The organism is Pseudomonas arsenicoxydans, from assembly GCF_006438915.1.
In the GTDB taxonomy this organism is placed as follows: domain Bacteria; phylum Pseudomonadota; class Gammaproteobacteria; order Pseudomonadales; family Pseudomonadaceae; genus Aquipseudomonas; species Aquipseudomonas arsenicoxydans_A.
Genome location: NZ_RCZE01000004.1, coordinates 59881 through 82025, shown reverse-complemented (window position 1 = coordinate 82025; position 22145 = coordinate 59881). Strand labels below are relative to the sequence as shown.

Here is a 22145-nt window from a genome sequence, read left to right as displayed (position 1 = left end):
CATAGACTGGGCGTCTCTTACCGCAATAAGGATATTGCTCATGCCAGCCACACCCTCCAAAACCGGTAATGCGGCCGTGCCAATGACACCCGCGCAACGTCTTGAGGCGCTGCTGGAACACACCGCAGATCTGGACAAGGCGCAAGTGCTGCAAGCCTCTACTCCTGAATGGTTGGCTACTGCGGATCTGACCGTGGTGCAGGCTTTGAGAGCCGCGTTCGACCAATCCTTTGTCGTTCAAGGCAAGGCCACAACGGCGCTTGAGGCGCTTACGCCGCTGGACGAGTTCTGCAAAGAGCAACTGACCGATTTCCTCAAGCGCAAATGGACAATCGATTTCGACGTAGAGCGGGACACGCTGGAGGTCAACCACATAAGGTATGTGTCGACAGGGCTGCTGCCGATCGGCTATCAGAATAAAGCACACACTCTCTCACGCAGCCTGCTGCACATGGCCATGGAAAACTTCACCGAGGATGAAACCCTGAGCCAGGGTGTTTTCAAGGACTCATCGATACACATCAACAAGATTTCCAAGCCAAGCCCGGAAATAACACCTGCGATATTCGCTGCACTGTGCCGCGACCTCGACCTCGGCGCCCGCTATCAGCGCCATATCAACGACGCCTTGGCATTGCCGGCCAAACCCGAAAAAGATGCGCCTGTCGATGATCGCGCCTCCACTGCCGATATCCGGCGGTTGAAAGTGCTGGACATGCAAGTTGCCCTCCACGTGGCCTACCTGAAAAAGGACATCACCCACGCCGTTTATACGATGCTGCTGAGTGTGATCGAACAGGATGTCCCGGCGGCGCAAACCAGCGACGCAGTGTTTGATGGCGGTCCGGTGCTTTGGCAGGGTTTGACGATTCATGACGCCTGCATGTGTGGGGTACTGGTCTTTACCCGAGTCTCCATCGATACCGAGTCGAAGGCCAGATGCGTGGTCTACATGCCGAATGAACCCCGGCGACCCGTGTATGAATACGCCTCGCTGGAGGACTTCAAGGTTTACCTCACCCTCAAGCTGCAAAGCACAAGCTACCGGAAATTTTTCGTCGGTCAGTACCTGCACGGTCACGATAAAACCGGGTTCTTTGCCCAATTCGACAAAAACAGGACGTTGGGCACCCTCGTTGCCGCTCCCGCCGATACGTGCCTTGCCGATTTTTTCTTCAGTTCCTTCGTCAGCAAGACTCAGCAAGATGCACTAATCCTGGCTATCCCGACCGAAGATGTCGATGCGCAGCAACGGGAGAAAACCATTCAGATGTTGCAGGATGGAGGCCTTCTGCTGTTGAACGCGGCCGCTTTTTTCGTACCGGTGATTGGCCAACTGATGCTGGCGACGGCCATCGTCGACATCGTCAGCGAGGTGTATGAAGGGGTCGTTGATTGGACACATGGCGAGCGAACCGAGGCGTTGGCGCACTTGCTGAATGTTGTCGAAAACGTCGCACTCATGGCGGCGTTTGCGGCGGGCGGCAAGATTTTTTCGCAAGCCGTCAGCAGGGGCGTGAAAGAACAGGCGGCATACTTCGACGGTTTCGAGGCGGTCACTCGCACTGATGGAAAAGCAAGACTTTGGAAGCCCGACCTCGAACCTTATAAACAGTCCACCTCACTGGCTGCCGACGTACAGCCTGATACGCAAGGGTTGTACCGGCATGCCGGGCAGACTTCGATTGTCATGGACGGGGCTCGCTATCACGTCACCCACGACTCTGCAGGGGCTTTGAGTATCAAACATCCTGTGAGAGCCGACGCTTTCCAGCCCAGCGTCGAGCGAAACGTGGAGGGTGGCTGGCGACATGTCCATGAGCACGCACACGAGTGGCGCGACGGTGCTTATTCATTGGGACGCACGGATCAACGCTTGAGCGAGCTCGGCAGTGACCTTGACGCGATTGCCGAAATCACCGGCATGACGCCTGACAAGTTGCACCATTTGCAAGAGCGCAGTTTCAAGTTGCCGCAGCGTCTGAATGACTGTGTCGAGCGCTTCAAGATTGACCAGCGCATCACCATGATGGTCTCCGCAATGGAGCGGGGAGAGACCGCGAACAAGGCGTTTATCCAAGAGCAGTTGCATGCATTGCCCAGGTTGAAAGGCTGGCCGGCAGAGCGCTTCATTGAAGTGTGCGACGACGAAAACCTGGTCGTGTCCCGCTTCCCCGAGACCGCCCCGCACGATGATGCCGTCAACAGCGTGCCCGTCAGCCAGGCGCAACTGGATGCAGGACAACTGCTCGATACCATCATCGATGGGCTCTTCCCACGTGAAGTCGAAGGCATCATCGGTCGCACGACAACGGGATCGAAAGCATCGCTGTTGGCCAAGGAGATCGCGACAAGCCTCAGGAACAATCGGCAGCCGCCGTATGAGCGGCTCTATAAAATCTATGACGGCACGGCGTCCGGTGACGTCGCGACACTGCGCGAACACGCCCCTGACCTTCCCACTCGCGTGTGTCAGGAGTTGCTTGAAAACGCTTCTGGCAGAGATCGCAGCTTTCTGCGTGACCGCAAGATCCCCGGCGTGGATCTCGCCCGGCAGGTCAGCGAGGTACAGGCAACACTACGGCAGGACCGGGCACTCATGGGGTTGCACCGTCCGTTACTGGCCAGTGCCGACACCGACAAACTGGCGCTCGGGCTGATGGATCGGGTGCAAGGCTGGGACGACGGCTATCGCCTTGAAGTACGACAGGGCTCAGTGACCGGTACCCTGCTGGACAGTGTGGGCGAAACTGACGCGCCGACTCGCGGGGTCATCGTCAAGAAGACCGCTGGCTATCAGGTCACCCACAACAACGGCAATGTGTCCTCCACCGTGACGAGCGACACGCTGCTTGAGGCGATACATGACGCATTGCCTGCCACCCAACGCATCCGCATGGGTTTCACGAACAACGAATCATTGGATATCCCCACACTGCGCTCACGGCTGCTGAGGGTTGCCATCGGTGATCCGGCGCTGACCGGACGGGTGCTAAGGGGGGAAAACAGCAAGACGCCGACATACCTTTCTGCCTGTGTCCAGGCGGATCCTCCCATTGCGAACCCTTATGCAAGGGGCCTGATTCGCAAGGTCAAAAAACTCTATCCGCTGTTCACGGACGCCCAGGTTTCGTCGTTTCTCGATGATGCCGGAAGTACCCAAATGGAGCGGGTGAATCGAATAAAGGCGCTAGAGCAGCAACTGAAGAAACTGCGCGGAGTGCTGCACACCTGGCGTGACGATGAAGTGCAAATGAAGACGCTGGCGGGCCAACTCAACGATATCCGTGTGAGTCGTCGTCAGGTGGCCAATACCATCGAAAACTGCTGGCGTCGGATCTCGCATCCGCGTTTGCCGCAAAATCAGCCTGTTACAGCGCTCACACTGGAGCGCAGCCCGGTGGGCCCGTTGCCGACACTGACAGAGCAGGATGTCGCCCATGTGCGCAGCCTTTCAATCAAGGATATGCAGGCCGGAGACGAGCTGGTGTATTTCCTCAAACCCTTCAAAGGGCTTGTCACGCTGGAGCTGGAACGCAATCAACTCACACGATTGCCTGAGGTGTTGTCGCATATGCCCAGGCTTGAGCATTTGCGGTTGGACGGTAATCAGATACAGCTGACCGAGCACACATTGCGCAAACTGGCCGACATGCGCAATCTGCGCACGCTGGGGCTCAGCGGCAATCGATTGGGTGCCACTGTCGACGTCAGCAAAATGCTTGATCTGCAAACGCTGCTATTGCGCGATACGCATGCCACGGAACTGCCTGTCGGTCTTTACCGTCCGCCGTACCTGGAGTTCGTGGACCTGAAAGGTAACCAGATTCGGGAGTTGCCAAGTTGGTTGTTCCAGGCCCCTCGACGATTCACGCAAACGATGAATCTAACGAATAACCCTGTCTCCGAGGTGAGTCTGACCAAGCTGAAGGCTTACCGCGACAATACGGGCATTGGCATGGGCCTGCTGGAAGATGAAACCGCGGTGTTCACTGAGCTAAGGGCTCGAGACCTGTGGATGCCCACTCCGCTCGAAGGGAACTATGCCAGTCGTAACCGTGCATGGATGGCGCTGAAGAACGAACCCGATTCGAAAGAGTTCTTTGAATTGCTGGCAGCCGTCGGAGACACGGCAGATAGCCGCTTTGTGCACGAGGACATGACCCGGCGGGTCTGGGACGTCATTCAGGCGGCTGAGAGGGATTCTGAGTTGCGCGCTCGATTGCTGACGATGGCGGTAAAAGGCAATTGCGATGATGCCGTGGCGACGATTTTCGGAAATCTTGAGGTAGCAGTCGAGCTTGATACGTTGGTTCGGCAGGCGGCGAATTCCCATGATGAGGCCGCCCGGTTGTTAAGTCTTGGGCGGCGTCTGTTTCGCCAGGACTATCTTGCGAAGCTCGCTGAAGAACATGTTGTAAACGCCAAAGTCAGGCCTGACCCGGTGGAAGTCGAACTGGCCTACCGCACCGGTCTGGCTGAAAAACTCAATCTTGTCGGCCAGCCCAGGCATATGCGCTATGCAGCGCTTGGAGGCGTGACGCCGGGAAACCTGAATACGGCAATCAACAAGGTCTTCGCCGCGGAGCTTTCGCATGAATTGCTCGATGACCTGAGTAGCCGATCGTTCTGGGTTGAATTTTTGCGGCAGCATCATCAACAGCAGTTCACCGACCTGGTTGCGCCTTTCCACGTGCGGATGGAGGCGACCTATGAAAACCAGGTAACGCTTGGCGTGCAATACCGCTCAGAGGTCGACGGCATCGCCGATGAACTGAAGAAGGCCGAGACCGATTTGTTGAAGCGTCTCACCGAGGCGGCCATGAAGGCTGACGAAGCAAGGACTTGCTTTGCGCTCGATTGAACACCTCAGGCCTTGCCGCGTATCAAGCGACGCAAGCTGAAACGGTTTGGATGACACGCCTCGGCCACGGCTCTGGGCAATGGCAGCGGTTCGTTGTCGAGCCAGGCTGCCAGCAACTCGCCTGACAATGGCGCGGTAATCAGCCCTCGTGAACCGTGGCCGCTGTTGACGTACAAGCCGTCGAGCCATGGGCAAGGAATGTCGGGTGTTTGCCGGGCATCTTTGCTCAGGGCGCTGTAGGCGTCTGCGAAAGCCTGGCGGTCAGCCAAAGGACCGACAATCGGCAGGTAGTCCGGGCTGGTGCAGCGAAACGCCGCGCGGCCTTCAAGCGTTTCGGGGGGCAAGGTGTCAGCGCCGAGGCGAGCGACCAGGTCCGGCGAGATTTCTTCGAGCATCTGCAGGTTGCCGGCATGTTCGGCAACTGTTGGTGTAAGGTCGTCGTTGTTGAAATCGAAACTGGCGCCAAGGGTGTGCTCACCCAAACGTGCCGGTGCGACATACCCTTCGGCGCACACGACGGTGCTCAGGCTTTGGCTTTCAGATGTCTGGTGCAGACGGGTGATCTGACCGCGAATTCGTTTGAGCGGCAGTTCGCTGCTGCAGGGGAAACGCTTTATCTCGGCGGCGCCGGCAAGTACCACCACGGGAGCATCGGCCAGCAAGGATTTACCATCCCACGCCTGCCATTGCCCACCGACGCGGCGTAGTTCCAGCACATCACGATGGGTAAGAATCCGGATGTTCGGATGCCTCGCTTGCCAGTGGCACAGGGCGGGTGGATGCACCCAGCCGCCTTCGGGGTAAAACAGGCCTCCCGATTGCAGCGCGATACCGGCGCGGCTCTCGGCTTTTTCGCGATCAAGCGTGTGCAGCAGGTCGTCGGGAAACGCCGCCGCCAACTGCGCCTGACGTTCCGCTTCCTTGGTATTGAAGGCCAATTGCAGTACGCCGCAATCGTCCCAGTCGACACCGCGCTGCAAATGCTCGAGCAACCGACGGGTGTGGCCAAAACCACTGACAATCAATTGTGACAACGCCGTGCCATGGGCCGACAGCTTGAGGTACAAAACGCCTTGTGGATTGCCCGAGGCTTCTTGCGCAAGCGCCTCGTGACGCTCCAGCAAGCTAACCTGCCAACCCCGTGCAGCGAGACTCGCCGCCGTGGCGCAGCCGGCCAGCCCGGCACCGATCACCAGCGCATGACGTTTGCCGTCCAGCGGTGTCGGGCGAGCAAACCAGGGTTTTGCGGCAGCGGGTGCGGCGCTGTCTTCGGGCCAACCGAGGAACACGCCCCGCAGGATTTCCCATTTGTGGCCGATGCCAGGCGTGCGCTTCATCTTGAAGCCTGCCGCATTCAGCAAACGGCGCACCCAACCGGTGCTGGTGAAGGTGCTGATGGTCGAACCTGGCGCCGCCAGCCGTGCCAGTTCGGCAAACAGTTCGGCGGTCCACATGTCGGGGTTTTTCGCCGGGGCGAAACCGTCGAGAAACCAGGCGTCAATCTGCGCGTCCAGTTGCGGTAACTGCTCCAGTGCATCGCCGATCAGCAGTGTCAGGGTGACACGACCGTTATCCAGGATCAGTCGCTGGAAGCCTTGATGGATTGCCACGTAGTGCGCGAGCAATTGATCGGCGAAGGGTTTGAGTTCTGGCCATAACGCCAGCGCCCGTTGCAAGTCGGGTGCGTTCAACGGGTACTTTTCGACGCTGACAAAGTGCAGCCGCGCACCCGCCACGGCGTGTTGCTCAAACAATTGCCAGGCACACAAAAAATTCAACCCGGTGCCGAAGCCGGTCTCGCCAATGACCAAGCGGCCACCGTCCGCTAACGCCGCAAAACGCTCACGCAAATTGTTTTGTTCGAGGAACACGTAACGGGTTTCTTCAAGACCAGACTTGTCCGAAAAATACACGTCGTCGAACACTCGCGAATACGGGCGACCCTGGTCGTCCCAGTCGAGTTGGGCGTGAGGCAATACAGGTTTCATGGCAGGCTCGGCAACGGCAAGGCCGCCATTCTAGCCCCCTCGCCACAAAAGCCCACATTGCAGGGAATTTTCTCTGCGGGTGATCGGCCCAATCCGCTAGTCTTGCTCAATCTGGAAAGGGAGCCGTCCATGTTCGAATCTGCTGAAATCGGTCACGCCATCGACAAAGAAACCTATGAAGCTGAAGAACCGGCGCTGCGTGAAGCGTTGCTCGAAGCGCAGTTCGAACTTCAGCAGCAAAAGCGCTTTCCGGTGATCATCCTGATCAACGGCATCGAAGGCGCCGGCAAGGGCGAGACGGTCAAGCTGCTCAACGAATGGATGGACCCGCGCCTGATCGAAGTCCGCACCTTCGACCAGCAGACTGATGAAGAGCTGGCGAGGCCACCGGCCTGGCGGTACTGGCGGATGTTGCCGGCCAAGGGCCGCATGGGGATTTTCTTTGGCAACTGGTACAGCCAGATGCTGCAAGGCCGGGTCCATGGCCTGTTCAAGGATGCCGTGCTGGATCAGGCGATCAACCAGTCCGAGCGCTTTGAAAAAATGCTCTGCGACGAAGGCGCGCTGATCTTCAAGTTCTGGTTCCACCTCTCCAAAAAACAAATGAAGGCACGCCTCAAGGCCCTGGCCGACGATCCGCTGCACAGCTGGCGCATCAGCCCGCTGGACTGGCAGCAATCGCGGACCTACGACAAATTCGTGAAGTACGGTGAGCGCGTAGTGCGCCGCACCAGTCGCGACCACGCGCCGTGGTATGTGATTGAAGGGGCGGACCCTCACTATCGCAGCCTGGCGGTGGGCAAGATCCTGCTCGAAGGCCTGCAAAATGCGCTCAAGCGAGCCGAGGTGCATCCCGACAAGGTCAACGCCGCGCCGCTGCCGATCCATATCGATCAGATCAACCTGCTCGACAGCCTCGACTTGACCCTGAACCTGGACAAGGACGATTACGAAGAACAATTGATTACCGAACAGGCGCGGTTCTCTGGCCTGATGCGCGATAAACGCATGCGTCAGCACGCTTTGGTGGCGGTATTTGAAGGCAACGATGCGGCGGGCAAGGGCGGGGCGATCCGGCGGGTCGCGGCGGCGCTCGATCCGCGTCAGTACAGCATCGTGCCGATTGCCGCGCCGACCGAAGAAGAGCGGGCGCAGCCGTATCTGTGGCGGTTCTGGCGCCACCTGCCGGCCAAGGGCAAGTTCACGGTATTTGATCGGTCCTGGTACGGGCGGGTGTTGGTGGAGCGCATCGAAGAGTTCTGCCCGCCGGCGGACTGGCTGCGGGCCTACAGCGAGATCAACGACTTCGAAGAGCAGATTTCTGATTCGGGCATCATCGTCGTCAAGTTCTGGCTGGCCATCGACAAGCAGACTCAACTGGAGCGTTTCCAGGCCCGGGAAGAAATTCCCTTCAAGCGTTTCAAGATCACCGAAGACGATTGGCGCAATCGCGACAAATGGGACGCTTACCGTGCGGCGGTCGGCGACATGGTCGATCGCACCAGCACCGAAATCTCGCCCTGGACCCTGGTGGAAGCCAATGACAAGCGCTGGGCGCGGGTCAAAGTCCTGCGCACGATTAACCGGGCACTGGAGGACTCGTTCGAAAAGTCCGATAAGAAGGCCAAGAAGCACAAGAACTGAGGCGATGGTTACGCATACGCGGGGTGAATGATTGTCGCGGTCGGTTATGAGGTGGACTTATGCTCGGTTCACTCTCAACCGACAACAACAATGAGGTATGCCATGCGTGAAGTGGTGATCGTCGATAGCGTGCGGACCGGCTTGGCCAAATCCTTTCGCGGCAAGTTCAACCAGACCCGTCCGGACGACATGGCGGCGCATTGTGTCGACGCCTTGTTGTCGCGTACCGGCATCGACCCGGCCAGCGTCGAGGATTGCATTGTCGGTGCGGGCTCCAACGAAGGCGCGCAGGGCTACAACATCGGGCGCAACGTGGCCGTGCTGTCGCGCCTGGGCATCGGCACCGCCGGCATGACCCTCAACCGCTTTTGCTCCTCGGGCTTGCAGGCGATTGCCATCGCCGCCAACCAGATTGCGTCGGGTTGCAGCGACATCATCGTTGCCGGTGGCGTCGAGTCGATCAGCCTGACCATGAAAAGCGTCAACACCGACAACCTGATCAACCCGTTGCTGAAAGAGCAGGTGCCGGGCATCTATTTCCCGATGGGCCAGACCGCCGAAATCGTCGCGCGTCGCTACAACGTAAGCCGTGAAGCGCAGGATCTGTACGCCCTGCAAAGCCAGCAGCGCACCGCTCAGGCTCAGGCCGCCGGTTTGTTCGATGATGAAATCGTGCCGATGGCGGTGAAGTACCGTGTTGAAGACAAGGCCACAGGTCAGGTTCAAATCCTCGATGGCATCGTCGATCGCGACGACTGCAACCGCCCGGACACCACGCTGGAAAGTCTGGCCGGCTTGAAACCGGTGTTTGCCGAAGACGGTTCGGTCACGGCAGGCAACTCGTCGCAACTGTCCGACGGGGCGTCGATGACGCTGGTGATGAGCCTGGAAAAAGCCTTGGAACTGGGCTTGAAGCCGAAGGCGTTCTTCCGTGGTTTCACGGTCGCCGGGTGCGAGCCGGATGAAATGGGCATTGGTCCGGTGTTCTCGGTGCCTAAGTTGCTCAAGGCCAAGGGGCTGCAGATTGCCGACATTGATCTGTGGGAACTCAACGAAGCGTTTGCTTCGCAGTGCCTTTACAGCCGTAATCGGCTGGAGATCGATAACGAGAAATACAACGTCAATGGCGGATCGATTTCGATCGGGCATCCGTTTGGCATGACCGGTTCGCGTCAGGTTGGGCATCTTGTGCGGGAATTGCAGCGACGCAATTTGCGTTATGGCGTGGTCACTATGTGTGTGGGTGGCGGTATGGGTGCGACGGGGTTGTTTGAGGCGGTGCGATAAGTATCAAGAGTTTGCGGTGATCATCAGGCCGCCTTCGCGAGCAAGCCCGCTCCCACATTTGACCGAGTTCTTCCTGAAGAAATGCGATCGAATGTGGGAGCGGGCTTGCTCGCGAAGGCAGCGCCTCGGTCTAACGACGAGCACTCAACATCTGCATCCGCTCGATATACGCCTGAATCTCCCGCGCCGCCGCCTCGGCATTATCAAACGGCCCCTCGAGCGTATTTTCCCGAGTACTGAAATACAGTTCCCCATTCACACGACACAACCGGTCACTGCGAAAGTGCGTCGCGGGGGCGTTGTCCTGGGTGCGCATGCCGTACATGGCGATCTCCTGAAGGTTAATCCCCTGAGCTTATGCACTAACCCCGGACTGTGCCTGGCCAACTGATCGACGGCCGCTGCGACCTGCACAGTTTCATTCGCGTCCACTCGCCAACTGTCCCTGTGTGCCAGACGCCGCTGCGCCTAGAATGGTGCTTCTCGCCATCTGGCTGTTGGGGTTCGCATGCACATTTCATCCGGTCGCTGGGTTTACGGTCTGTTTCTGGCCCTGTTGACTGCGCTGTTGTGGGGAATCCTGCCGATCAAACTCAAGCAAGTGCTGCTGGTAATGGACCCGGTGACCGTCACCTGGTTTCGCTTGATCGTGTCCGGCAGTTGCCTGTTTGTGTACCTGGCCGCAACCCGGCGTTTGCCGTCGCGCAAAGTTCTCGGCCCGCGAGGTGGCTGGCTGGTGTTGATGGCGGTGCTCGGTCTGGTCGGCAACTACGTGCTGTACCTGATGGGCCTGAACCTGCTCAGCCCCGGCACCGCGCAACTGGTGGTGCAGATGGGGCCGATCATGTTGTTGATCGCCAGTCTGTTTGTGTTCAAGGAACGTTTCAGCGTGGGGCAGGGGATTGGCCTGTTGGTGCTGCTGATCGGGTTCGCGCTGTTCTTCAATCAGCGCCTGGCCGAGTTGCTCACCTCGTTGACCGAGTACACCACCGGCGTGCTGTTGGTGTTGTTGGCGTCCACGGTCTGGACCTTCTACGCCTTGGGGCAGAAGCAATTGCTGACGGTGTGGAATTCGTTGCAGGTGATGATGGTGATCTACCTGTTCTGCGCGCTGTTGCTGACGCCGTGGGTGCATCCGCTTGAAGCGTTGCAACTGAGCCCGCTGCAAGGCTGGTTGTTGCTGGCGTGCTGCATGAACACGCTGATCGCCTATGGCGCGTTTGCCGAAGCGCTGGCCCATTGGGAAGCGTCGCGGGTGAGTGCGACACTGGCGATCACGCCGTTGGTGACGTTTGTTGCGGTGGCCGTGGCCGCGTGGTTATGGCCCGATTATGTGCATGCCGAGACGATCAACGGTCTGGGGTATGGCGGGGCGGTGCTGGTGGTGTTGGGGTCGGCGTTGGTGGCGTTGGGGCCTTCGTTGATGGCGGGGCTCAGGGCGCGTCGCGTTCGGATGGCTGCAGGCTAATCTGCGTTATCGTTCTTCGCGAGCAAGCCCGCTCCCACATTCGACCGTATTTCCCCTGCAAGGACTCGGTTAAATGTGGGAGCGGCGGTGCGATGATTCGACTTGCTCGCGAAGACTGACTAATGGACGCAGCTGATTTCAGCCCTTGGCCCCAGCCTCCAGCATATTCTCCGGCCTTACCCACGCATCAAACTGCTCATCCGTCAGATAACCCAGTTGCAACGCCGCTTCCCGCAACGTCAGCCCTTCGGCATACGCTTTCTTGGCAATTTCCGCCGATTTGTCATAGCCGATGTGCGGATTCAGCGCCGTCACCAGCATCAAGCCACGCTCCAGGTGTTCAGCCATTTTCTCTGCGTCCGGCTCAAGCCCGGCGATGCAGTGCTGCTGGAAGTTGCTGCAGCCATCCCCCAGCAGGCGGATCGATTGCAGCAGGTTGTGGATGATCACCGGTTTGAACACGTTCAACTGCAGATGGCCCTGACTCGCCGCGAACCCGATGGCGACGTCATTGCCCAACACCTGACAGGCCAGCATCGACAGCGCTTCGCACTGCGTCGGATTGACCTTGCCCGGCATGATCGAGCTGCCCGGTTCGTTGGCCGGCAACTTCACCTCGGCGAAACCGGCACGCGGCCCCGAGCCCAGCAGACGCAGGTCGTTGGCGATTTTCATCAGAGTTACCGCCAGCGTTTTCAGCGCCCCCGACAGCGTGGTCAGCGGTTCATGACCGGCCAGCGCTGCGAATTTGTTCGGTGCGGTGATGAAAGGCAGACCGGAGAGAGCAGCGAGTTCGGCGGCGATCGCTTCACCAAAACCGTGCGGCGAATTCAGGCCGGTGCCGACGGCTGTGCCGCCCTGGGCCAGTTCACATACGGCTGGCAGCGCGCTACGGATCGCCCGTTCGGCGTAATCCAGTTGCGCGATAAACGCCGAGATTTCCTGGCCAAAGGTGATTGGCGTGGCGTCCATCATGTGCGTTCGACCGGTCTTGACCAGTTTCATGTGGCGCGCCGCCAACTCGGCCAACCCGCCCGAGAGCTCGCTGATGGCTGGCAGCAATTGCTGTTGCACGGCTTGGGCCGCCGCGATGTGCATGGCTGTGGGGAAACAGTCGTTTGAGCTTTGCGAGCGATTGACGTGATCGTTGGGGTGCACCGGCGACTTGCCGCCACGCGGGTTGCCGGCCAGTTCGTTGGCGCGGCCGGCGATCACTTCGTTGACGTTCATGTTGCTTTGGGTGCCGCTGCCGGTCTGCCAGACCACCAGAGGGAACTGGTCGTCGTGGTTGCCGTCGAGGATTTCGTCGGCGGCTTGTTCGATCAAACGGGCAATGTCGGCGGGCACGTCGCCGTTACGGTCATTGACCCGCGCCGCGGCTTTCTTGATCAGCGCCAGGGCATGCAGCACCGCCAGCGGCATCTTTTCGTTGCCGATGGCGAAGTTAATCAGCGAGCGTTGCGTCTGAGCGCCCCAATAAGCTTCATCCGGGACTTCCACCTGGCCAAGGCTGTCGGTTTCGATACGGCTCATCATGCACACTCCTGTAGGTCTGATAGCGCAGTTTAGGCCGTGATCGTCGGCCGTGGTTCCATCTGTAGGCTTTTTACCTCTTCAACCCCTCTAATTCAGGCCTGACAAGGCTTGGGGTTGAGCGACACACTTTTTTAGGCGCAGAATGGACGCCCTTGGGGTTTTACCTCGCCTGCTAGAAAAGGAAACTCGATGACTCGTCTTCGTGCCATCTGTACCGCGGTTGCACTGGTTTGCGCCAGCGGCCCAGTTTTTGCCGATACCGCCAGCCACAACGCCAGTGCCGAAGCTTTCCTGACCCTGGCGCACGCTGACAAATTGGGCACTCCGGTGTACATGCAAGTGCAGCAAATGTTCGCTCAGCGCTTTGAACAGACCAAAGCCCCTGAATCGAAAAAAGCCTTGCTGGAAACGTATCAGGCCAAAGCCAATGCCGCGCTGGACCAAGCCATTGGCTGGAACAAGCTGAAGCCGGACATGGTCAAGCTCTACACCACCAACTTCACCGAGTCCGAGCTCAAAGACCTGGTGGCGTTCTACCAGTCGCCGCTGGGCAAGAAAGTCCTGGAAAAAATGCCGCAGCTGACTCAGCAATCGGCCCAGATGACTCAAGCCAAGCTGGAAAGCGCAGTGCCTGTGGTCAACAAACTGTTGGCTGACATGACTGCCGAGCTGGACCCGAAAGGCGCCGCCGCTCCAGCAGCCAAGAAAAAGCCTTAAGCGGAGTTCGGTATGACCATGCAACAACGCATCGAATCAACGCTGGGCCTGTTACAGCCGCAGCATCTGCAAGTGCTGGATGAAAGCCACATGCACAGCCGTGGGTTGCAGACCCACTTCAAGGCCGTGGTGGTCAGCCAGCAGTTCGAAGGGCTGAACCGCGTCAAGCGTCACCAGAAAGTCTACGGCACGCTCGGCGAGTTGATGGGCGAGTTTCATGCGTTGGCGCTGCATACCTATACGCCTGAGGAATGGGCACAGATCGACGCGGCTCCGGCCTCGCCGACCTGTGCTGGCGGCAGCAAGCATTAATGTGAGGGATTGATGGGCTGTTGTGGCGAGGGAGCTTGCTCCCGCTGGACTGCGAAGCAGTCCCGAAACCTGCAACAGTATTCTGTCTGAAAGTATGCGGTCGCTTGCATTACGACTGCTGCGCAGCCGAGCGGGAGCAAGCTCCCTCGCCACAGAGATTGATGACAGTCCTAAATCCACACCATTTTTGCTAGAATCCGCAACGCGCCGCTCACCCGGCGCGTTTTTTTTGAATCCGGTTCACCCTTTGCGAGGGTAGCCACCTGGAGAAATTCCCATGACACAACAGATTGTCGTGGCGGCACTGTATAAGTTCGTCACCCTGGAAGATTACGTCGCCCTGCGCGAGCCCCTGCTGCAAGCGATGGTCGACAACGGCATCAAAGGCACGCTGCTGATCGCCGAAGAAGGCATCAACGGCACCGTGTCCGGCAGTCGCGAAGGCATTGACGGGCTGATGGCCTGGCTCAAGAACGACCCACGCATGGACGACATCGACCACAAAGAGTCGTACTGCGACGATCAGCCGTTCTATCGCACCAAGGTCAAGCTCAAGAAAGAAATCGTTACCCTCGGCGTTGAAGGCGTGGACCCGAACAAAAAGGTCGGCACCTACGTGGATCCACAGGACTGGAATGCGCTGATCAGCGATCCGGAAGTGTTGTTGATCGACACCCGTAACGATTACGAAGTCTCGATCGGCACCTTCGAAGGCGCCATCGACCCGAAAACCACCAGTTTTCGCGAATTTCCCGACTACATCAAAGCCAACTTCGACCCGGCCGTGCACAAGAAGGTCGCGATGTTCTGCACCGGCGGCATTCGCTGCGAAAAGGCGTCGAGCTACATGCTCAGCGAAGGTTACGGTGAGGTCTATCACCTCAAGGGCGGCATCCTGAAGTACCTCGAAGAGGTGCCGCAGGAAGAAACCAAATGGCAGGGCGACTGCTTCGTGTTCGACAACCGCGTGACCGTGCGTCATGACCTCAGCGAAGGCGATTACGATCAATGTCATGCTTGCCGTACGCCGATCAGCGTTGAAGACCGCACTTCTGAGCATTACGTCGCCGGCATCAGCTGCCCGCATTGCTGGGATACGCTGAGCGAGAAGACCCGGCGCAGTGCCATTGATCGGCAGAAGCAGATCGAACTGGCCAAGGCGCGCAACTTGCCTCACCCGATCGGCTACAACTACAAGCAAACCCCTTCCGAGGCTTGAACCATGTCTGCGCGCCGCCTGCTCTATGTGATGGATCCGATGTGTTCCTGGTGCTGGGGCTTTGCGCCAGTGGCCAATGCCTTGGTCGAACAGGCGCACGCGGCGGGCGTAGAGGTGCATCTGATCGTCGGTGGTTTGCGCACCGGCAGTGGTGCGGCGCTGGAGCCGACCACCCGACGTTACATTCTTGAACATTGGCAGGCGGTCACCGAGGCTACCGGCCAACCGTTCAAGGCAGAAGGCGCGTTGCCGGAAGGCTTTGTGTATGACACCGAGCCCGCCTGCCGGGCGCTGGTGACCGCGCGTGCCCTGGCGCCGGATTGCGCATGGAAACTGCTGGGCTTGATCCAGCGCGCGTTCTACGTCGAAGGTCGCGACGTCACCCACGCCAGCGTGCTGGTGGAACTGGCCGAGCAGGCCGGTCTGCCGCGCATCGAATTTGCTGCCGCATTTGACCGTGCCGATATGCATGCCGCCACGGCGGCCGATTTCACCTGGGTCCAGGACCTCGGCATCGCCGGTTTTCCAACCTTGCTGGCCGAGCGCAATGGTCAATTGGCGTTGCTGACCAATGGCTATCAGCCCCTGAGTGAATTGTCCCCGTTGCTCGGCCGCTGGCTGGAGCACTCTGTCTGTGCATGATGGTCCTGATGACGTCCTGGCTCCCGCGCGTGTCGATCGGCTGAGCTGGGCCGAAATCCGCCGACTGGCCCTGCACCATAAAAAATCCCTGTGGATCGCCAACGGCGTCGCCGTGCTGGCGACCTTGTGCAGTGTGCCGATTCCGTTGCTGCTGCCATTGTTGGTGGACGAGGTGTTGCTGGGGCACGGTGACGCCGCGTTGAAGGTGATGAACCACGCCCTGCCCGAAGGCTGGCAGAAAGCAGCCGGGTACATCGGCCTGATGTTGTTCGTGACGTTGTTGCTGCGTTGCGGCGCCTTGTTGTTCAACGTGATACAGGCAAAATTGTTCGCGGCGCTGGCCAAGGACATCGTCTATCGCATTCGCACCCGGCTGATCGAGCGGCTCAAGCGCATTTCCCTAGGTGAATACGAAAGCCTGGGCAGCGGCACGGTGACCACGCACCTGGTCACCGACCTGGACACGCTGGACAAATTCGTCGGCGAAACCCTCAGCCGTTTCCTCGTGGCGATGCTGACGCTGGTCGGCACCGCGAGCATTTTGATCTGGATGCACTGGAAGCTGGCGCTGCTGATCATGCTGTTCAATCCGTTGGTGATTTACGCCACGGTGCAGTTGGGCAAGCGGGTCAAACACCTGAAGAAACTCGAGAACGACAGCACCTCGCGCTTCACCCAGGCACTGACTGAAACCCTCGACTCGATCCAGGAAGTGCGTGCTGGCAACCGCCAGGGGTTCTTCCTCGGTCGTCTTGGCCTGCGGGCCCGGGAAGTGCGCGATTACGCGGTCAACTCGCAATGGAAAACCGATGCCTCGAATCGTGCGAGCGGCCTGCTTTTCCAGTTCGGCATCGATATTTTTCGCGCGGCGGCGATGCTCACCGTGCTGTTCTCCGACCTGTCCATCGGCCAGATGTTGGCGGTGTTCAGCTACCTGTGGTTCATGATCGGCCCGGTGGAGCAATTGCTGAATTTGCAGTACGCCTATTACGCCGCCGGCGGTGCGCTGTCGCGGATCAACGAGCTGTTGGCCAGGGCAGATGAGCCGCAATACCCCGGTGGTGTCGACCCGTTCCAGGGCCGCGACACGGTGGGCATTGAAGTACAGGGCCTGAGTTTCAGTTACGGCGATGAATTAGTGTTGAACAAGATGGACCTGTCCATTGCCCCCGGTGAAAAAGTCGCGATTGTCGGCGCCAGTGGCGGCGGCAAAAGTACGCTAGTGCAACTGTTGCTGGGGTTGTACACGCCGTTGGCCGGGACTATTCGCTTCGGTGGCTCGACCCAGCAGGAGATCGGCCTGGAAACCGTGCGTGAAAACGTCGCTGTGGTCCTGCAACATCCGGCGCTGTTCAACGACACCATCCGCGCCAACCTGACGATGGGTCGTGTACGCAGCGACGATGCCTGCTGGCAGGCTCTGGAAATTGCCCAGTTGCACCACACGGTTCGAGAGCTGCCCAACGGCCTGGACAGCATCGTCGGGCGCTCCGGTGTGCGTTTGTCCGGCGGCCAGCGACAACGCCTGGCGATTGCGCGGATGGTGCTGGCCGAACCCAAAGTGGTGATTCTCGACGAGGCGACCTCGGCGCTGGATGCTGCCACCGAATACAACCTGCATCAGGCATTGGCGCGGTTCCTCAGCCACCGCACCACGCTGATCATTGCGCACCGGTTGTCGGCGGTGAAACAGGCTGATCGGGTGCTGGTGTTTGATGGCGGACAGATTGCAGAGGATGGCGACCATCAGCAGTTGATTGCCGATGGTGGGTTGTACGCCAAGCTTTATGGGCATTTGCAGCAACTTTAGCGTTGACTCGCAGTCCCTTATCTATTGCGCTTCATGCGTCGCAGGGAACATCAGTCTCGCGAATAATCAGGGACTTGCCCGTCCTGGCAGGCTTCTCGCTTGCCGGGATCGAGAACGCACCCTAGTCTAGCTATAGCGATCACGTTGGGATGCTGATCTGGCAGTGCTAAAACAAGGGATCTCATGAATCAAACCCGGACTCTCGGAACGCCACGTTTGTTGGGCATCGTCTGGCCATTTATTGCCGTCGTGCTGTTTCAGGCCCTGTTAGGTGGCGTCAGCCTGTACGTTCTGTCGGCGGTTCGCGGCTACGTTGCCGGTGAAAGCCTTTGGTCAAAGGGCCAAAAGGACGCCATCTATTACCTCAACCTCTACGCGGACAATCGCGACGAGGCGATTTTCCTCAAGTACCAGAACGCCATTGCCGTCCCTCAGGGTGGCCACGAATTGCGTGTGGCGCTGGATCTCCAGCCGCCCGATATCGAAGCCGCGCGAGTGGCGATCCTCAAAGGGGGCAATCACCCCGATGACGTTTCCAGCCTGATCTGGCTTTACCTCAATTTCCGTCATTTCACCTACCTCGAAAAAGCCATCGACCGCTGGACGGTGGGAGACGCGTACCTGCTGAAACTTGATGACGTCGCGCAGGAGATGCATCGGCAAATTAGTGGCAATCAGACCTCGACCGACGATATTCGGCGCTGGAAGGACCGGATATTCGCCATCAACGATGCGGTGACGCCGGCCGCCAAGGCATTCAGCGATGCATTGGGCGAGGGCTCGCGCTTGATTCTCCGGTTGCTGCTGGTGACCAACCTTGCCACGGCGCTGGGCCTGATCGCGCTGGCGTTGCTGCGTACCCACAAGTTGCTCAGGCAGCGCCATGAATTCGCCGAGGCGCTGCAACTGGAAAAAGACCGGGCGCAGATCACCTTGCAATCCATTGGCGATGGGGTGATCACCACGGATGTCGAAGGCGCTATCGCCTACATGAACCCCGCCGCCGAGGCGCTGACCCACTGGAAAGCCGAACAGGCGACGGGTTTGCCTTTGGCGGCATTGTTCAACTTGCTGGATGAAAACGCCCAGGCTGATGGTTTCACGTTGATCGAACATATTCTGAGCGGTCAGCTCAGCGGGGGCAGCGAACATTCAAAGCTGATTCAGCGTCTGGATGGCAGCACGGTGTCGGTGACGCTGGTTGGCTCGCCGATTCGCAATGCGGGCAAGGTCAGCGGCACCGTGCTGGTGTTGCATGACATGACGCAGGAGCGCCAATACATTGCCAACCTGTCCTGGCAGGCAACTCATGACGCCTTGACCGGGCTCGCGAACCGCCGCGAGTTCGAGTTCCGGCTGGAGCAGGCATTGCACAACCTGACGCGGCATTCCGGGCGTCATGCCCTGATGTTTCTCGATCTGGATCAATTCAAACTGGTCAACGACACCTGCGGCCATGCGGCGGGCGATGAGTTGCTGCGGCATATCTGCGCCCTGTTGCAATCGGGCTTGCGCGAAGGCGACACCCTCGCCCGTCTCGGTGGCGACGAGTTCGGCATCTTGCTGGAAAACTGCCCACCGGAAGCGGCCGACAAGATTGCCGAGAGTCTGCGCCAGACCGTGCAGAACCTGCACTTTGTCTGGAAAGGCCGGCCCTTCGTGACGACGGTGAGCATCGGGCTTGTTCATCTCGCGCAAACGCCAACCTCCCTCGAAGCCTCGCTGCGTGCGGCGGATATGGCGTGTTACATGGCCAAGGAAAAAGGCCGCAACCGGGTTCAGGTCTATCACGCCGATGACTCGGAACTGTCGCTGCGCTTTGGCGAGATGGCCTGGGTCCAGCGTCTGCACATGGCGCTGGAAGAGGATCGCTTTTGCCTGTACTCCCAGGAAATCGCACCGCTGGGGCATACCGAGCGCGGAGGCGGGCATATCGAAATCCTGTTGCGCCTGCATGACGAAGCCGGCCGCATGATCCTGCCGGACAGTTTTATTCCGGCGGCGGAGCGTTACGGTCTGATGACTGCACTCGATCGTTGGGTGGTGGAGAACGTCTTCAAGATCATTGCCCAATGCATGGCCGAACAGCGCAAGGGGCCGCTGGCCATGTGTGCGATTAATCTGTCAGGCACTACTATCGGAGATGAGGCGTTTCTGGACTTCCTGCGTGAACAGTTTGTTAACTATTCCATTCCGCCTGAAATGATTTGTTTTGAAATCACTGAAACCAGTGCAATTTCCAATTTGGGCAGTGCAATCAGATTTATCAATGAGCTCAAAGGTTTAGGTTGTCACTTTTCGCTAGATGACTTTTGCGCCGGAATGTCCTCGTTCGCTTACTTGAAACATTTGCCTGTAGACTTCTTGAAGATCGATGGGAGTTTCGTAAAGGACATGCTGGACGACCCGATTAACCGCGCAATGGTCGAAGTGATCAACCACATCGGCCATGTCATGGGTAAGCGCACGATTGCCGAGTTTGTAGAGTCACCCCAGATCGAGCAGGCATTGCTGGAAATCGGGGTCGATTTCGCTCAAGGGTATGTGATTGAACGCCCGCATCTGTTTACCTGCGATAGTTTGCAAAGTCGTCCTGCCCGGCCTCAGCCTTTGTTGTTCAAGGCCCCGGGCACGTTCCGTTGAAATCTCTTGCTGATCCGAACAATCACAATCAAAAGGAGCCCGACAGTGATCGACACATTCAACCGAACCGGACCACTCATGGAAGCTGCAAGTTATCCTGCCTGGGCGCAACAGCTCATCAAGGATTGCAGCGAGAGTAAGCGCCGGGTTGTCGAACACGAACTGTATCAGCGCATGCGAGATAACAAGCTCAGCGCTAAGACCATGCGTCAGTACCTTATCGGTGGCTGGCCGGTCGTTGAACAGTTCGCGTTATACATGGCACAAAACCTGACCAAGACCCGCTTTGCCCGCCATCCTGGTGAAGACATGGCGCGTCGCTGGCTGATGCGCAATATTCGTGTGGAATTGAACCATGCCGATTACTGGGTGCACTGGAGCCGGGCTCACGGCGTCAGCCTTGAAGACTTGCAAGCGCAGCAAGTTCCCCCTGAACTTCACGCCCTGAGCCATTGGTGCTGGCACACCAGTTCGGCGGATTCGCTGATCGTCGCCATCGCCGCGACCAACTACGCCATTGAAGGCGCAACCGGCGAGTGGTCGGCGCTGGTCTGCTCCAGTGGCGTCTACGCCGCGGCGTTCCCGGAAGAAGATCGCAAACGCGCGATGAAGTGGTTGAAGATGCACGCCCAGTACGACGATGCCCATCCGTGGGAGGCGCTGGAAATCATCTGCACCCTGGCGGGCATGAACCCGAGCAAGTCATTGCAAGTGGAACTGCGTCAGGCCGTCTGCAAGAGCTACGACTACATGCACCTGTTTCTGGAGCGCTGCATGCAACTGGAGCATTCGGAAAAGGCACCGTTGACGCGTGAGCGTCTGGCGCTGGCGGAAAGCTAAACGGGTTTAAAGACAACACAAACCAAATGTGGGAGCGGGCTTGCTCCCACATTGGTTATGCGGTGTTGCGAAAACTCAACCCGCCATCGTCAACCGATTACGCCCCTCTCGCTTGGCGACATACAGCGCGCTGTCAGCTCTTCGCAACAAGCTCTCGGCAGACTCACCCGGCAGCAGGGTCGAACACCCGAGGCTGACCGTCAGCTCAACCGCATTGCCATCCGCCCGATAGTCCTGAGCCTGAGCCGCCACCCGCAGTCGTTCACCGACCATGGCGGCAGCTTCTCGAGTGGTGTTGGAGAGCAGGATCAGGAACTCTTCGCCGCCAAAGCGGAACACCATGTCGACATTGCGCAGCTGGTTCTTGATCGCGCTGGCGACTGCCTTGAGCACGTCATCGCCGGCATTGTGGCCATAACTGTCGTTGACGTTTTTGAAGTGGTCAATGTCCAGCATCAGCAGTGACAACGGCATCAGGTGGCGTCGTGACATCTCGATTTCGCGTTCCAGGGTCTGATCCATGGCGATGCGGTTGCCGGTATCGGTCAATGGGTCGCGCAATGCACTTTGCGTGGCCGCTCGGTAAAGCAGAGCATTGCGCATCGGGAACAGCAGTGCCGACAGCAACGACTCCAGATTGCCTTGATCAAGCTCGCTGAAACGCTGATTGCGGCGGAAGACCAGTTCACCCAGCTGCTCGCCTTCATGGCTGAGGTTGTAACTGACCGAGTGATGGCCGCGCTGACCAAACTCCAGGCGCAGGTCGCTGGCCTGATGCCGATAGCTCAAAGCATCCAGTGGCACCAGGCGCTGAACTTCTCGGAAGAAAAGTCCGAGAATGCGTTGTGGCTCAAGGCTGGTTTGCAACTGCTGACCCAATTGCTGGCGCAATTGCGCAAGGCTGACAGGCCGTTCCAGGAGAGGAGGTTGCTGACCAAATCCCAGGCGTTGCAATTTGGCGCTATCGAAGTCAATTGCGTTGGTCTGGGAAGGTGATTTCATATGGCGTGCCCCTAAGCGGTAAAGCTGTCTTACAGGCTGGGTGAGAGCGGCTTTGGGCTGCGCGTCATACTGGTCCATCAGTCCCTTGGGACAGTTGGCGCAAGTTTAGTCCGCTTTGCCGAAGATTAGTAACGTATCGACTCCGGCGCCCGCCTGTTTGCTTTCACTCTGCG

15 protein-coding genes are annotated in these 22145 nt (G+C 58.7%); 11 read left to right on the top strand and 4 right to left on the bottom strand.

The genetic code is table 11. From position 1 onward, the window contains the following. The first annotated feature begins 40 nt into the window (after positions 1-40). The gene (locus tag EAH78_RS09300; RefSeq protein WP_140667292.1) at positions 41-4864 is read left to right on the top strand and encodes an NEL-type E3 ubiquitin ligase domain-containing protein; all 4824 of its coding nucleotides are present in this window, start codon (positions 41-43) and stop codon (positions 4862-4864) included. Between the two features lie 5 nt (positions 4865-4869). Here EAH78_RS09300 and mnmC read toward each other — a convergent pair whose 3' ends face one another. Beyond that, complete coding sequence (gene mnmC, locus EAH78_RS09295; RefSeq protein WP_140667291.1) at positions 4870-6852, bottom strand: bifunctional tRNA (5-methylaminomethyl-2-thiouridine)(34)-methyltransferase MnmD/FAD-dependent 5-carboxymethylaminomethyl-2-thiouridine(34) oxidoreductase MnmC; 1983 nt, start codon at positions 6850-6852, stop codon at positions 4870-4872. A 129-nt stretch (positions 6853-6981) separates the two neighbouring features. On the opposite strand from mnmC, the gene pap reads away from it, so the two are divergent. Both pap and EAH78_RS09285 read left to right on the top strand, forming a co-directional pair. After that, positions 6982-8496: a polyphosphate:AMP phosphotransferase gene (pap, locus tag EAH78_RS09290; RefSeq protein WP_140667290.1), complete on the top strand. Its 1515-nt coding sequence runs from the start codon at positions 6982-6984 to the stop codon at positions 8494-8496. Between the two features lie 102 nt (positions 8497-8598). Then, positions 8599-9783, top strand: coding sequence for a thiolase family protein (locus EAH78_RS09285; protein WP_140667289.1), 1185 nt, complete (start codon positions 8599-8601; stop codon positions 9781-9783). Positions 9784-9913: 130 nt separating this feature from the next. On the opposite strand, the gene EAH78_RS09280 is transcribed toward EAH78_RS09285, so the two are convergent. After that, positions 9914-10108 carry a DUF6316 family protein gene (locus tag EAH78_RS09280; RefSeq protein WP_140667288.1) on the bottom strand — a complete coding sequence of 65 codons (195 nt, stop codon included), beginning with the start codon at positions 10106-10108 and terminating at the stop codon, positions 9914-9916. A 183-nt stretch (positions 10109-10291) separates the two neighbouring features. Between EAH78_RS09280 and EAH78_RS09275 the strand changes: the two genes are divergently transcribed. Beyond that, on the top strand, positions 10292-11251 hold the full coding sequence (locus EAH78_RS09275; protein ID WP_140667287.1) for a DMT family transporter: 960 nt from the start codon (positions 10292-10294) through the stop codon (positions 11249-11251). Positions 11252-11389: 138 nt separating this feature from the next. Here EAH78_RS09275 and EAH78_RS09270 read toward each other — a convergent pair whose 3' ends face one another. After that, positions 11390-12784 (bottom strand): class II fumarate hydratase, encoded by a 1395-nt coding sequence (locus EAH78_RS09270; protein WP_140667286.1) that lies wholly within the window; start codon positions 12782-12784, stop codon positions 11390-11392. A gap of 192 nt (positions 12785-12976) precedes the next feature. Here EAH78_RS09270 and EAH78_RS09265 point away from each other — a divergent pair, with 192 nt between their 5' ends. From EAH78_RS09265 to EAH78_RS09235, 7 genes are all read left to right on the top strand, one after another. After that, positions 12977-13504, top strand: a complete 528-nt coding sequence (locus tag EAH78_RS09265) for a DUF2059 domain-containing protein (RefSeq protein WP_027924097.1) — start codon at positions 12977-12979, stop codon at positions 13502-13504. A gap of 12 nt (positions 13505-13516) precedes the next feature. Beyond that, positions 13517-13816, top strand: a complete 300-nt coding sequence (locus EAH78_RS09260) for a BolA family protein (RefSeq protein WP_008151216.1) — start codon at positions 13517-13519, stop codon at positions 13814-13816. Between the two features lie 277 nt (positions 13817-14093). Continuing rightward, on the top strand, positions 14094-15035 hold the full coding sequence (locus tag EAH78_RS09255; RefSeq protein ID WP_140667285.1) for a rhodanese-related sulfurtransferase: 942 nt from the start codon (positions 14094-14096) through the stop codon (positions 15033-15035). 3 nt (positions 15036-15038) lie between these two features. Beyond that, positions 15039-15677, top strand: coding sequence for a DsbA family protein (locus EAH78_RS09250; RefSeq protein ID WP_140667284.1), 639 nt, complete (start codon positions 15039-15041; stop codon positions 15675-15677). After that, positions 15670-17487: an ABC transporter ATP-binding protein gene (locus tag EAH78_RS09245; protein WP_140667283.1), complete on the top strand. Its 1818-nt coding sequence runs from the start codon at positions 15670-15672 to the stop codon at positions 17485-17487. The genes EAH78_RS09250 and EAH78_RS09245 overlap by 8 nt, the downstream gene beginning before the upstream one ends. A 183-nt stretch (positions 17488-17670) precedes the next feature. Next, on the top strand, positions 17671-20130 hold the full coding sequence (locus EAH78_RS09240) for an EAL domain-containing protein (RefSeq protein WP_140667282.1): 2460 nt from the start codon (positions 17671-17673) through the stop codon (positions 20128-20130). A 78-nt stretch (positions 20131-20208) separates the two neighbouring features. Continuing rightward, a complete protein-coding gene (locus EAH78_RS09235) occupies positions 20209-20970 on the top strand; it encodes a TenA family transcriptional regulator (RefSeq protein WP_430539924.1) in 762 nt (253 codons plus the stop codon). Positions 20971-21045: 75 nt separating this feature from the next. Here EAH78_RS09235 and EAH78_RS09230 read toward each other — a convergent pair whose 3' ends face one another. Continuing rightward, positions 21046-21972 carry a GGDEF domain-containing protein gene (locus tag EAH78_RS09230; protein WP_140667280.1) on the bottom strand — a complete coding sequence of 309 codons (927 nt, stop codon included), beginning with the start codon at positions 21970-21972 and terminating at the stop codon, positions 21046-21048. Positions 21973-22145: the final 173 nt, after the last annotated feature.